Genomic DNA, 12,756 nt, shown 5'->3' with positions numbered 1-12,756 from the left:
GCCACGGTAACGTCACGTGTGGTCTGGGTCGCCGCTTGGGGCGTTGCCGGTGCGGCGACCGGCGGTGTTGCAGTGATCCTCCTGCCGATCGTCTATCGCCTTGGCCATCACGTCGGCGCATACCTGATCGACTTCGTCTTCCACGTGTATCCGGCGATGCGGGAGCTGCTTTCATGAGCATGCGCCCTCTCCTTCGCCGCTGGATCCTCGCGATCGCGCTGGTTGCCAGCTGCTTCTCGTTCTCGGCGCCGGCCGATGCGGGTCAGTGTGTCGGCCGATTCGCCAATCCGATCACGGATATCTGCTGGGAATGCGCTTTCCCGATGGCCATCGGTAGCGTCACGTTCCTCAATATGGGCCAGGACGACACCCCGAACCCGGGCGGATTCCTCTGCTTCTGTAACGGCACCTTTGGCGTCAAGTTCAGCTTCTGGGAGCCGATCCGGCGCGTCGACGTCACGCGCTCGCCCTACTGCTTCGTGTCGCTCGGCGGGATCTCGCTGAACCCGGGCATCCACGGCCCGGAGGGGGAGGTGCGCGAGCAGAAGGACGACACCAAGCAGAGCTTCTATCAGGTGCACTGGTACACCGATCCGGTCATGTACTACACCGAGATCCTGCTAGACGACCCCTGTATGGAGACGGGCAGCTTCGATGTCGCGTACATGACCGAAGTCGATCCGACGTGGAGCGACGACGATCTCACCATGCTCCTCGAGCCGGAGACCTACCTGTTCGGCAGTCCGATCGCCCAGGCCGCTTGCGCAGGTGACTGCGTGCTCTCGAGCCTAGGTTTCGGCAGCAACCTGCTCTTCTGGTGCGCGGGCTGCAACGGCTCGATCTATCCATTCAACGGCCACGTTCAGGCCCATGTGTCCGCGATCCAGGCGTCGTCACTGCTGGTCGAGCGCATGACCGCAAAGCTGCATCGCGAGGGTTTGATGTGGGGCACGACAGGTGACGGGGCCATGTGCGGCTACTACCTGCAGCCGGTGATGGACAAGACCCAATACAAGTACACGATGCTCTACCCCGTTGCGCAAACCGACCAGATCAACGGTCAGTGCTGTCAGCCGTATGGCCGCACGTCGGCGCTCTGGGGCGCCGGAAAGATGATCCCGTACACGGGGGAGGACTTCGCGTACGAGATTTTCCGCAAGCGCAACTGCTGCATGGGTGCGAACCTCGGAGACCTGCCTCAATGAGTCGGCTCACTTTCTCCATAGTAGCCGCCGGCACGATCGCCCTCGCGGCCATTCACGTGTCTGCACAAACCGTGTCGAATGACGCGCTCGCGCGTGAGCAGCAACAGATCAATACGACGCGCCGAGCGACCTTCGAAGCGGCAGCCAGCGGCACCGCGCGCTTTCGCGGCGCGATGCCGTCGTCGGACGCCATTGACGCCGAGATGCGCCGTATCCAGGGCAATCGCGATCGGCAGATGGACCAGGCGACAGCAAAGGCGGCTCACGATGGCAATGCGTTCCCGAACCTGCCCACGCTGGCGTCGGCGGCCGCCGTTGCAGATCCGCTCGCCGTTGCCAAACGGTACGAAAGCCGTACGCAGCGTCGTGTGACCGATTCCTTCGTCGCGTTCGCGAGCTTCTCCATGCCCGCTGCCTCGCTGGTACGCCTGGTGAAGGACATGAACCAGGCCGGCGGAACTGTGGTGTTCCGGGGTTTCAAGAACGACTCGCTGAAGGCGACGGCCGCCGAAATGCAGCGGCTCGGGATTGCGTCCGGCGGCATCGTCGTCAACCCGAAGGCGTTCACCCAGTATCGCATCGCCCGTGTGCCCGCCTATGTCGTCACACGCGGTGGAGATGCCAACAGTCAGGTCGACAGCAGCGGTTGTGCCCTGCCGGCGTCGTACGTCTCCCTGTCGGGCGACGTGACCCCCGCGTATGCCCTGCGCCAGTTCGTCGATCACAGCCCTACCTACGCGGGGATCGCCGAGCGATATCTCCGTGCACTGGGGGATGTCGAATGAACGGAATGGCCGTCTTGCCGGCACCGGGTTGGCCACCGACGAGGATCGCCTTCGGCTCGGCTTGCTCGCGGCTGCCGTCAATCGCCTCGCGCTCCACTCGCGCATACGCGCGCTGCATCACGACATCCGGAATAGTGTCCATGATGGGCTCCGGAATCAGGCGTGACCGATGTTCAAGCGACGGACACGCAGGCCGTAGATGTCCAGCGCACGAGCGATCGCGGCGCGCGCATCGCCGCGGGAACGTTGAATCGTTGGAATACCTCGCCGAGCGGATGCCGGCAAAGACTCTTGACGCATTGAATCAACGGCTATTCGCGATGGACATAGGTCCCGCGTTGCTGCGCTATGTGGTCGAGGAGCAAGGTTTGACCGATATTCGGGCACTGTACGACTGGTTTTATGCCGACGCTTGGGGCGTAAAAGATTATGCTGGTCCGCGGATCCTCGACGACGCGGAGCGTGTCCTGATCGAAGATGCCTTTCGACGCAGGAATTTCGCGGTCCTAGAGGGAAATCGAAAATGTCTCGCGGACGTCGTTTCTGCTCGCGTTCGCCCACTCATCGTGTCGCCCGTCGACCGTACCGACGAAAATTGGGAGGCGTATCACAAAGCGCGTCGCCAGGCTGAGTTCCGTGAACGGGAGGCACTCAAGCCGTTTCTGCCTGTCATGCTGAACGCAACGCACGGCGTGCTGCTGCGCAGCTTGCTGGAAACCACGTCGCAGGCGGAGTCGTCAATGTCGGCGCTGCTGTCGGTCTTCCGGCCGCTGATCGCAGAGACCGCGCGTGGAAGAGGGCCAACCGGTCCGGTGCTCTCGGACCTGGAAGCGGAAGCGATCGCCTTGACGTATGGCGTGGCGGCCACCTCGGTTCAGGAGTATTGGACCCGCGTACGCGTCGACGACACCCCATGGCAGCGGTGGTATCGCGACGAGCCTTACCTGATGCGTTGGCAGCGCAACACCTTTCGCGTCAGCCGGCCGCTCGACCACGCTGGATTGGCAGCGCTCGCCGTTGCCGCCTGGTTTGCGCGCCGATTCTCCGAAGCGGACATCAGTGTGTTTGACGCGGCCAAGCACCTTCGCGGCAGCCTGTTAGCCAATCCGCTTGCTGACCAGCACATGCTGCATCGTCATCTCGGCGTCCTGCTTGCCGCCGCCGCCGCCGATGAGCAGGTTAAAGAATGGGTGACGCGGCGGCTAGAGGCGATGTCCGATCTCGATGACGAAAGCGCGGTCGCTCATCGCGAAATCGGCGAATTGCATGACTTCTTCCGAATCGTCCTACCGGACGCGCTCGATGCCGGACAGGAACAATTCGTCTCGAGGTTGAGCGCGACGGAGGCACGCGATCTCTCGTTGCGTCTGGACAAGAGCACGAGCGAGGACGCGGACGCCCATGCGATGTTAGTCAATGCGCTCGCGCGAACACGCCAGAAGGTTTTGCAGGTTTACCGTGGTTGGAGCGAGCGGGAGAAGCGGAAATTTAAGACGCAGCGCGATGCAGCGCATCAGTCGACGCTCCATGCCTTTGTCTCCAAGCGGCCAGCCGCCTTCTTCGCGAAACAGGCGATGGGACTCTGCAGCGGCGGCAACACGACGATGTGGGCTGAGGCACGTCATGCGCATCTGGTGGTCTTCGATCCAATGACCGGCCAGCTCGCCGGGATGGCGCTGCTGTATTCGGAGATCGTGGACGCTATCGACTCGTTGCGTCCGTCGCTGATTGTTCGTGCTATCAACCCGACTGTCTCGATGGTCGCGAGTCATGAACCCAATTCGGTAGTGGATGCGTACTTCGATCTTGCGATCGATCTCGCTCGTGAACACGGTCTGGCGAGTGTCGCCTTTCCGCCGCACAGCGGACAGGACTTCATGTCGAACCGTGCTGACATCGGTAGCGCCATTCGTAAGCGATACGAGGGGCGGTCGGTGCCGTACTATCGGTCTCAGAAGGAGGGCGAGACGAGGACGTCATGGCGGGACCAACCACGGGAGATTCCGCACGCGTTCAGCGCGTATGAGGAGGGAAGCGGACGCGTCAGCACTCTCTATGTGATATGGCGAGCGAGCGAGCCGGCACGTCAGGCCGAGGACCTTGCTGAAGCCCTGACCGTTTGAACGATATCGTCGGACCTTGTCAGTTCGGCAATGGCAGCGGCAATTCTCTCGTTAGACCCGCGCGTCCGGCGCGTCGCGCGGATCGTGTCTGGTTCTTCTTCGTGCTGACTCGTGACGGTGCCCCTCTTGCAGAGGAAATACTGCGCGCGGCACCAGTCAACCCACAACCTGGGATGCTGCTGACCTCACGCCGCTTCTTCGCCCGGCCACCAAGGCTGCGGTACCCGGTCGATCCGGTAGTCGTCAAGGTTCTTGCCGACGAGCCACTTCGGCCGCGGGCCGCGCCCCGACCAGCTGCGACCCGACGACGGGTCGTAGAATTGGGCGGCCGCGCGACGGCGCTTCGGCTGCAGATAGCCCAGCGCCGACAGCACTTCCTGCTGCGTAATGTCGTACAGCGCGACCTGTTCTTTGAAGGCGGCCAGCGCGGCCTTTTTTTCCTGCGCCCGGACGTGGGCCAGTTTGATATTCAGCGCGTCGAGCTCGGCGCGGAGCGCGGGCAGTGTAGGGACGTCCATGAATTTCAGTGGAGAACCGCGTTGGATTAAACGTCGATATACGAGACCGATTGCGAGGCGACGAGGCGAGGCGGTGTCGGGCACTGACACACGCACAGATCGTCGCTCAACGCTGCTTCTCGTCCGTCCGGACCCGTTGTGGAGATCCGCGGGCCGGTGCATTCGATTTTACCCAACGTTTTGCAGACAGGGCACCACACCGGATCGTGCTCGTAGGCCTGTTCGCGGCCGCCGATCAGATCTGTGCCATCGCCGCCTTGGACGATACCGCCGACGGTCGTCGTGTCACCCTTCACGATGTCGTAGCGTCGCATGGCGGGCCCGCTTAGACTGCACCCGGTCGGAGACGTAGGCTGTTCAGCAACGTCTCCCATGTTTGCAGTGCGCCGGCCTCGTCCACTGGCGACGTCGCTTCTTCAGGCTTCAAATCGGGGCTGCTCGCACCAAGCAGCAGCTGAATAGCGGTATGCGGTTTCGCCAGCGTGCTCGGATCGCCCGGTGCGAGCAGGTAGAAGCGATAGGACGTGATCTCGCCTTCCTTCAGCGCGAACAGCACTTCCTCGGCATCCATCCCGGCCAACGTGCGCTTGCCTTGTCGCAGAATCCGGTAGCTGCCGCTCGAGATGCGATCCATCTTCGCGCGCAGCTCAGGAAGAGTCTTGGTCAGTAGCGATTTCTGATCGACGTCGACGGCATCACGCATCTGGATCACCAGCAGCGCCGGTCGGCCTGGCATCAGCGCAAACGACTGGCTGACCTCCTCGGTGTAGGTTGACGACCCCGTGGCAATTCCGCCGTCGAAGCAGAATCCCGTTTCGGTTGGTACCGACCAGTTATCGCGTGTCTTGATGCGACGATAGAGGTCAGAATACACAGGCTCGAACTTGTCCAAGCCATCTGAGCCAAATGACCCGGTTGTATGGAACAAGGTGTTGTTTTCGTAAATATAACCATCCGTATCAAAGGGCAATTTCGCAGCCTTTGCGATTCCCTCTTGATAAGCGAAAACCTTTGAAGTCTTTGTCGGAGAAAATGCTTTCTCAAGCCAGGCAGGCCCCGATTGACTTCTTGGATTTGCAGGATCAAATCGTCTTTCAGTGCGATATTTCTTTTCCGCTGCGTCGACTTTGGCTTGATACTCGCCAGGAGATGCATTGTGCTGCGTCTCTAGTTTGTTCCCCCAAAATGCGTATCGTTGATTGGTAATTTTGCTTGCCACTGGCCGGTCAAATAGGAAGCGCCCGATGCACCACGGGCGCGGCTTGGACAGCAAGGGATTCGTCATCGTTGGTTCACCTGAAAACGTTATCGAACAGGCGCACACGCCCGCCACTAAAACGAGGAGTCGGCCAATACGCGTCAGCATGCCGGTGCGTCCTTCGCGATTTGCACGATGCTGTAGAGCAGCGCCCAGCGCGCCCATGGATGTTTATAGCTGTCCTGATGCACATAGCCTCCTTGGTCAAAGACCATTTGTATTCCGTGGGCCGCGCCACCCTCCGCGCAGTGCGCGGGGGCTTCGGCCGACCAGACCGGCACAGTTCCGTCTCCCGGCACGATGCCATTTTTTTGGGGATCGGGCGCGTCGCTGCCTGGAGGCAGTTTCGCTACCTTCTGCACCTCGAATTCGATGGTGACATTACGCGAGTCCAAGTGCACGCGCAGCGTGCCGGTGTGGGAGTCGTCGTGTTTCTCGCCCAAGAATCGCGCGGCGCGCAGTTCTTCCTCCGTCACGTCGGGCGGTATATTCCCTTTCCAGATCACCGTACCCCATGCCAACAGATCGTCGAGCTTCTCGCTTTTCTCCATCTTGGGTTTGGCGTTGCGGTCACTCGATGCGGTTGATGCCTTGGGTGTCAGTGCTCCATCCCCATATGCTACGTATGTTTTATCGTGGTATGTATCTTTTATTTTTTCCTGATTGCGCACTACAAAAAGCATCGTTTTCGCAAAGTTCTCAGAAAGGGACATTTTTACTGGCTGGTTATCGAGTCGCTTTTGGACGATGCCAGCCGGGTCGAGCAACGAAGTTGATTGCTCCGGTACTAAGCCGTACCATTTTTGGTTTATGTACACCTCGTTGTATACGTCGCCCTTCTGCGGGAGCTTCATCACCGGGGTGCCATCGAGCCGGGCAAAGATCCACCACGGATCGCCATTGTGGTAATCGGGCATCGGGAGCAATTCCAGCGGCCCCGGCGCATTCGCGGCCACTGCCACAAACTCGTCCGCATCACTTCCGAGCAGGGCGCCATTGATGAAACCGTTTATCCCGCCCTCGCTGCCGCCTCCGGTGCGGAACCGCTTCGCTGCAATCGGCGCGCCGGTCGCCGGCAGTACGTTATGGAAAACGCCGTGCATTAGGTCCGCTGCGCCGTGCATCGCAATGGCCATACGCGCGACCAGCCCGCCCATCGAGTGGGTGAGAATGATCGCCTTGCCGCTGTGATTCTCCTCGATGATCTCTCTGATACCCATCAGCCGAGCCTTTTTCCCGGTCTTCTTGTCCTCAAAGTCCATGCCGTCGATGACCTGCTGCGCCGACTTCTCATTCGATTGCAGCCAGTTGTAGCCAATCGCGTACACGCGGTACCGGTATTTCGCGAAATGCTCGAACTCTGCCGATTCTTCCGTGATCGCCTGCCCGCGTTTCTGTGCGCCGGCGTCGGTCGCGCCGTATTCCGCCGGCTCGGTGCCGAGCACGGGCTTGAGCGTCCACTCCGTGCCGTCGGGGTCGGTTTCGATCCAAGCCCCCTTGTGCTTACCCATATACTTTGGCTCGTTCAGTTGCTCCTCGAGCCACGCCAGCATCGGTTGATAGCTCGATCGATACACCGAGCCCCAACCGCGTCGACGTGCCTCTGCCTCGTCGACATACTGATCTTCCTTGTCATCCTTTTGGAGCTTGCCGGCGCGGATGGGACCAAACGGGGTCACCTGGGCTACGGTCGGATCGTACAGCGTTTCCCGTGTGGACGCGCCCCTGAACCACATGCCGAGCAGAGCCGGTAATGCGCCTGCTTTCCCGAGCATGCCGTCCGTGTTCGGCGGAAAAAAAATATCTTCGCCGGTGTCCTTGTTGACTAAGGGCGAGCCCATCACGCCCGGCAGGAAGATCACCGGAATGATCGGTCGTACGTCGCACAGCAGTTCTTTTTGCCGCGAGTCGCTTGCCGGCGTCAGCGTGAAGTGCCCGACCGACGCGCCGTCCTTGTCCGTGCGACCAACCTGTCGCACCACTTGTTCGGTGTCGTCGCTAAAGTCCGAGCTGCCGCTGGTTTGATTTGTGTTATCGCTCATTGTCGTTCGTCAAATTCGAGCATCGATTATCGGATTCATGCTGCAGGACCGGTCGGCGTCGGCCGCAACGCGCGCACCGCCAGCTTCTCGATATCCTCGCTCTTCTGCTCGGTGATTTGCCCCAGCTCGTTTGTCATCCCGGACAACTTTGTTCCATCGCCGCGGATCAGCTCGTACGGGTGGTTTTTCAGCACCTCGCCGCTGATGCGATCGCGCAGGACATACGGATCGTTGAACTTGGCCGTCGGCAAGCTATTCATGTGCTCGGCGACTGAGCTCGGTCCCTGTCGGCTGAACGATGCTGATTTGATGGTGCGGCCGCCGCGCGTGCCGTCCTCGATGCCATCCTTCGTGACTCGGATGTACGAGCCGCCGCACTTGAAGATCAGTTCCTCGGACGCCTCGATCACGATTCGCTTTTTGCTGAACAGCGACGTATCCTTGGCCGAGTTCAGTTTGATTTCGTCGGTGTGCGCGGACACCTCGATCGGCCCCTTCGCAGCGAACAGCTTCATTCCGGCCTTCTGTACGAACAGGCTGATCTTCTCCGCAGCGGCCGCGATAAGCGACTTGCCGCTCGCCAGGTGGGTGTTCTCGCCGCTGACCACGTTGATTTCCGCTTCCGCGACAACGTGCGCGGAACGATCCGCGAGGGCCGCAAAGTCCGCCGGCGTCGCGATCACGATCACGGGCTTCGCGAAGCTGTTCGCGTTGCCGGTGCCGCCACCGGCCGTGACGCCACCCGACGTCTGCCCTGACGCCGGCTTTTGTACCGCTGTCGTCAGGTCCTTCAGCGCATCCTGGCCCGCCTGTAGCGATTCGGCCTGCGCGGTCGTGCTGGCGCTCGACAGCGATTCCACCAGCATTCCGGCCTGCTGCAGCCGCGTGCGGGCTTCGTCGACGCTGAGCTGTTCGTCATCGTATCCTTTCGAGTGCGTGCTGATCGACAGGCCCTTGCTCGCGCGCACTGCACCGTATTCGTCGGCGTGCAGTACGAACCCTTGGCCGAGGTACCGACCGCGCGTATTGCCGTCCTGCTGGATCAGGTAGCCCTGCGTGAGCGCCGCGTAGCTCTTGCCCGTGTAGCTGATGAGCCGCGTTCCGCCCTGGTTCGTCGCGTCGTCGTGCACGAACGCGTTGTACGCGCCGGTGTTGCCGAAGCCCTGCGACTGGAACCCTGACAGCAGCACGTTCGTGTGCCATGGTGATGGTGTCGTGCCGCCGTTGACACGCCCCAAAATAAACGGCTTGTCACAGTCATTGCTCCAGTAACCGACGAGCACCCATTCGCCCGCACGCGGCACGTGCACCGCGCCGTACCCGTTGCCCGTATCGGACTGCATCGACGACAGCAGGGGCGACGCATTGAACGCGCCGTCCGGATTTTTTCGGTCCCACGCAAAATGCACGCGGACCTGGTTCCTCTCGTTCGACCAGGCCTCGATGCCCTGCTGCGTAACGACGAGCGCATGCTCGATCGACATCGCCGGTTTCGGATGGTCGAACGGGCTGCGAAACTCGACCCGCGCGTCCTGCGCCTCGATCTCGAGCACGAAGAAGCCGGCCATACCGTCCTCGGCGTGGCCCGGCGTCGAGAAGCGCGCGCCGTGTGCCGCCAGCTGCTCGGCCAGCGTCGCACGCAGGCTGAGCGGGAATTCGGTCAGCGGCTGGCCGATTGGCACGTTGTTCTCGATACACCAGCGCGCCTCGACCACCAGGAACGTTCGGTCGGCGTCGTCGCGTTCCGGATGGCGCGGGTGGTCGTTGAGCACGAAGCGCGATCCCGCATCAAGCCAGCGTAGACCGCCGACCCCAAAGTAGCGCCGGGCACGTGCGTCCCAGCCCTGTACGCGCCGGCGGGCGCGGGCACCGCCGCTGTCAGAATCGGGATAGCCATACGCTGTCGGCTCATAGACCGTCATCGGCGCATTCGGAATCCGGTTTTGCTCCGCCTGGTGTCGGCCGTCGTCCGTGACGTAACTGACCGACGCGAGCGCACTCGCCGCTTCAAAGCGGGAAGAGGGGCGCTTGTAATCGAACGAGCTGGACTCGTACCGCATGCTCTGCAGTGTCTGCATCGCCGCCCAGTGTGTGAACCCGTTCACGGCCTCGTTGTCGCCAGCGCCGTGCACGAAATCGGCCGGCTTCGCATCGGGGACCGCCGCGACTTGGTCGACAATAACCAGCGTGGTCTTGGGTGTCTCGCCGTCCCGGACCGGCTCGTGCGCCCAGTAGCAATACCAGCCTTCGTCTTCGAGCAGGCGGTGAAAGAAATGAAGATCGGTTTCACTTTGCCGGCACCACGAGCGCACCGACGGCTCGCGATTCAGGTTGAAGCGGAATCGGCCCTGCAACTGCGGGTAGCGATTGAGGAGGTCGGATACGATGTCCTGCGCCGTCTGTTCGAGCCACCCCTCGTCGTTACGCGTGCCGCCTAGGAACACCAGCGCCGACGAAAATTCGAGCTGGTAGGTTGAGAGTCCACCGTCCCCGCCCAGGTAGCCGACCCGGTGCACGAAGCCGTGGATTGGACGATAGACGGAATCGGCAAACGGGGCAGTGGCCTGCTGAATCCATAGCGTGACTGGCTGGTGCATCAATGACAGCAGGGCGGTGTCGTCACGCAGTGACGCGACATCGAGTGTCCAGTTATAGTCACGGCCGATCCGGGCCGTGCCACGCGCACGCAGCGGAATCAGTGCGTTCTGGCCCAGCGGCGTGTCCAGCTTCAGCAGGCGGTTGCGCTGAAGCAAACCCCGATGAATCGCGTCGTACAGCTCGCGAAATTTGAGTTCCCCGAGCGCAGGTGGTTTGAGTACCATTTTTCTCTCAATATTGTTTGAGTTTTCCGCGCAGCGCGGAGGCGAAAGGGAACAGCTATGGCCATCGCCGTTCCCCCTCTGGGCATCGTGAACTTTATGGCTTGTCCCTAAAGCGAGCCGCAGGAACAAACCGGACGCCGATGCTTGACTCGATCGTACCAGCCGGTATTGTAGCTGTCGTGCACATTTAACGATCTTTCATAATTAATTCTGAAAGAAAAATGACACCTGCGCTTCAGTATGAGCGAACGTTCAAAATGCGCATCAAATGCCTCGATAGAGAATACCAGTTCGGTTCGGGGTACATCCGGCGCGGTGTTGTGCAGGAGTAAGGGCAATATGGAACTGATGGACTGGATGCTGGTGACGGTGGCCGTTTCGTTTGCCGGCTCGTTTGCGTACGCGAGCCGGCGCGTGAGCAGCGATCTTCCGGGCGATGTGGTTCGTATGCGGAAGCTGAATGAACTGTTGGATCGAGCGGCCACCGAAGGAAGTGGGGTGCCGACTTCACTCCAAAGTGCTTTTCAGGCAGGATCGATGGCAACGCGGGCCGCGCTTGATCGAGCCATCGAGTACGGTGGAATGCCGCGTGCCGGCCGTCGGAGGCGCTACTCGATTAGTCGTTAATCGTTGCGTTGCTTGACGATCGATTTCTGTTGCGAGAATCCCGGCCGCGGGCTTTGATCAATCGTCGACGTGACGCCAGAAAGCGGAACATAGGAAACGGTATCTCTGGGATTGATTCTCGGTACATGCGGCGCGGTGTTGCATACGAAGAGGCTACATATGGAAGTGAGATACGAAGACATTCCCGATAACCAACTTGATATACTCGTTGAAGCTGAGTATCGGCATTACAGATTTCTTGGCTTGTCAAAACCGGACGGTCAAATCGAAGCAGCTCAGGTAGATGCAGACCGCATCGCATACCCACACCTGTGGACGCGAAAGGCGACAGGTGCCGGTTACGTCAACGATGAAAAGAAGGTCGAATTCTTGATTGCCGTTACAGGGCTTCCTCGCGAGATTTACCAAGCGTGGTACGACGCGTGAGTTGTGTTGCGTTGGGCGCATGCCGCTTTCTATTGCGCAGAATGTGGCCCGCGAGCCTTGATGTGTCGTCGAACAGACGCCAGAAAACGCAACACTAGAAATGGTACCTCTGGCGACGTTAGTATCTGTTATGTAAAATGAATTTCTAACGATAGCTGACGGGGTGATGGATTTGTGTCGCGACGAATGGCTCAGGCAATGCAGTGAGCTGTAAGGAGCGGTCGACAGGAGGCTAGCTCAGGCGGAGCCTCGAATTTCCGTTCCGTCGACGGTAGCATCGCTTGCTCGCTTCGGAGACAAACCGAGGGTTCGACACGTTGTTCTTCCAAGTGTATCCACGCTGCTGCTGGCCACGTGTGATCGACAAGTCGTGGGCGTGATCCGTGGGCGTCGGCAAACCCATATCACCTAGGGTGCTTCATTTCCTCGGCTTCCATCGCGGCGAGCCGCTCTTCACTTGCAGAAACAGATTCCATGGCTTCGTCGATCGATGCCAATGCAAACTCGCAGGCTAGTTTCGCTTCTTCAATGGTAGGTTCTGGCTCCTCATCGTCGCCTGGTGGAGGGGCAAGCATGTCTTCGAGCATCATTGCCAGTTCTAGGGTATCCCATTGCTCGCCTCTTTGCTCCTTCCTCTTTATGTAGTGCCGAATTTCCGCGTCTTGCTCGGTCGAGAGTGGTAGATGTCGAAATGTGTTGCTTGGACTAGCGTCAATCATGATGTTGCTCCAAAGTTAGGAAGTTGATTTGCTTGATCCATCTCCCGGATTTCGCGTGCATTTGCAGATTAATCAGAGTAATGAAACAGAGGTCTATTTGCTGCAGGGCGAAGCTTGAATTCCTTCGACACGTCCTAACAGGCTGTTGAAATTGGATACGGTGTAAACGGGCGTTGCGAGCGGTGCGTTAGAGATATCGTGTTCATGATCTTGGGCAGACGAGAGCGATGC

12 protein-coding genes are annotated in these 12,756 nt (G+C 60.1%); 5 read left to right on the top strand and 7 right to left on the bottom strand.

What is annotated here, in order from left to right:
- The first annotated feature begins 173 nt into the window (after positions 1–173).
- Positions 174–1,205 (top strand): conjugal transfer pilus assembly protein TraU, encoded by a 1,032-nt coding sequence (traU, locus tag HWX55_RS23785; RefSeq protein ID WP_175977509.1) that lies wholly within the window; start codon positions 174–176, stop codon positions 1,203–1,205.
- A complete protein-coding gene (trbC, locus tag HWX55_RS23780; protein WP_175977508.1) occupies positions 1,202–1,990 on the top strand; it encodes a type-F conjugative transfer system pilin assembly protein TrbC in 789 nt (262 codons plus the stop codon). The genes traU and trbC overlap by 4 nt, the downstream gene beginning before the upstream one ends.
- On the opposite strand, the gene HWX55_RS23775 is transcribed toward trbC, so the two are convergent.
- Positions 1,935–2,108 (bottom strand): zeta toxin family protein, encoded by a 174-nt coding sequence (locus HWX55_RS23775; RefSeq protein ID WP_244140635.1) that lies wholly within the window; start codon positions 2,106–2,108, stop codon positions 1,935–1,937. The two genes, trbC and HWX55_RS23775, sit on opposite strands and share 56 nt — an antisense overlap.
- Positions 2,109–2,244: 136 nt before the next feature.
- Between HWX55_RS23775 and HWX55_RS23770 the strand changes: the two genes are divergently transcribed.
- A complete protein-coding gene (locus tag HWX55_RS23770) occupies positions 2,245–4,113 on the top strand; it encodes a hypothetical protein (protein ID WP_175977507.1) in 1,869 nt (622 codons plus the stop codon).
- A 185-nt stretch (positions 4,114–4,298) separates the two neighbouring features.
- Here the strand turns inward: HWX55_RS23770 and HWX55_RS23765 are convergent, their stop codons facing one another.
- The 5 genes from HWX55_RS23765 to vgrG form a co-directional block, all read right to left on the bottom strand.
- Positions 4,299–4,631 (bottom strand): H-NS histone family protein, encoded by a 333-nt coding sequence (locus HWX55_RS23765; protein WP_175977506.1) that lies wholly within the window; start codon positions 4,629–4,631, stop codon positions 4,299–4,301.
- A 26-nt stretch (positions 4,632–4,657) separates the two neighbouring features.
- Entirely contained in the window at positions 4,658–4,945 is a 288-nt protein-coding gene (locus HWX55_RS23760; RefSeq protein ID WP_175977505.1) for a PAAR domain-containing protein, read from the bottom strand.
- An 11-nt stretch (positions 4,946–4,956) separates the two neighbouring features.
- Positions 4,957–5,916 carry a T6SS immunity protein Tli4 family protein gene (locus tag HWX55_RS23755; protein ID WP_175977591.1) on the bottom strand — a complete coding sequence of 320 codons (960 nt, stop codon included), beginning with the start codon at positions 5,914–5,916 and terminating at the stop codon, positions 4,957–4,959.
- 74 nt (positions 5,917–5,990) lie between these two features.
- Entirely contained in the window at positions 5,991–7,931 is a 1,941-nt protein-coding gene (locus HWX55_RS23750; protein ID WP_175977504.1) for an alpha/beta hydrolase, read from the bottom strand.
- Between the two features lie 35 nt (positions 7,932–7,966).
- Positions 7,967–10,753: a type VI secretion system tip protein VgrG gene (gene vgrG, locus HWX55_RS23745; RefSeq protein ID WP_175977503.1), complete on the bottom strand. Its 2,787-nt coding sequence runs from the start codon at positions 10,751–10,753 to the stop codon at positions 7,967–7,969.
- Between the two features lie 339 nt (positions 10,754–11,092).
- Here vgrG and HWX55_RS23740 point away from each other — a divergent pair, with 339 nt between their 5' ends.
- Both HWX55_RS23740 and HWX55_RS23735 read left to right on the top strand, forming a co-directional pair.
- Complete coding sequence (locus HWX55_RS23740) at positions 11,093–11,380, top strand: hypothetical protein (RefSeq protein ID WP_175977502.1); 288 nt, start codon at positions 11,093–11,095, stop codon at positions 11,378–11,380.
- A gap of 159 nt (positions 11,381–11,539) precedes the next feature.
- Complete coding sequence (locus HWX55_RS23735; RefSeq protein ID WP_175977501.1) at positions 11,540–11,806, top strand: hypothetical protein; 267 nt, start codon at positions 11,540–11,542, stop codon at positions 11,804–11,806.
- 404 nt (positions 11,807–12,210) lie between these two features.
- Here HWX55_RS23735 and HWX55_RS23730 read toward each other — a convergent pair whose 3' ends face one another.
- A complete protein-coding gene (locus HWX55_RS23730; RefSeq protein ID WP_175977500.1) occupies positions 12,211–12,525 on the bottom strand; it encodes a hypothetical protein in 315 nt (104 codons plus the stop codon).
- Between the last annotated feature and the right edge of the window lie 231 nt (positions 12,526–12,756).

This window comes from Burkholderia sp. BCC1047 (genome assembly GCF_902833155.1).
GTDB lineage: Bacteria > Pseudomonadota > Gammaproteobacteria > Burkholderiales > Burkholderiaceae > Burkholderia > Burkholderia sola.
Note: the sequence above shows the minus strand (reverse complement) of the source record. Positions and strands in the feature narration are given on the sequence as shown.

Coding starts and splice junctions, on each gene's coding strand:
- HWX55_RS23775 (WP_244140635.1), bottom strand. CDS start 2,108: ATGCAGCGCGCGTATGCGCGAGTGGAGCGCGAGGCGATTGACGGCAGC.
- HWX55_RS23765 (WP_175977506.1), bottom strand. CDS start 4,631: ATGGACGTCCCTACACTGCCCGCGCTCCGCGCCGAGCTCGACGCGCTG.
- vgrG (WP_175977503.1), bottom strand. CDS start 10,753: ATGGTACTCAAACCACCTGCGCTCGGGGAACTCAAATTTCGCGAGCTG.
- traU (WP_175977509.1), top strand. CDS start 174: ATGAGCATGCGCCCTCTCCTTCGCCGCTGGATCCTCGCGATCGCGCTG.
- HWX55_RS23750 (WP_175977504.1), bottom strand. CDS start 7,931: ATGAGCGATAACACAAATCAAACCAGCGGCAGCTCGGACTTTAGCGAC.
- trbC (WP_175977508.1), top strand. CDS start 1,202: ATGAGTCGGCTCACTTTCTCCATAGTAGCCGCCGGCACGATCGCCCTC.
- HWX55_RS23760 (WP_175977505.1), bottom strand. CDS start 4,945: ATGCGACGCTACGACATCGTGAAGGGTGACACGACGACCGTCGGCGGT.
- HWX55_RS23755 (WP_175977591.1), bottom strand. CDS start 5,916: ATGACGAATCCCTTGCTGTCCAAGCCGCGCCCGTGGTGCATCGGGCGC.
- HWX55_RS23730 (WP_175977500.1), bottom strand. CDS start 12,525: ATGATTGACGCTAGTCCAAGCAACACATTTCGACATCTACCACTCTCG.
- HWX55_RS23735 (WP_175977501.1), top strand. CDS start 11,540: ATGGAAGTGAGATACGAAGACATTCCCGATAACCAACTTGATATACTC.
- HWX55_RS23740 (WP_175977502.1), top strand. CDS start 11,093: ATGGAACTGATGGACTGGATGCTGGTGACGGTGGCCGTTTCGTTTGCC.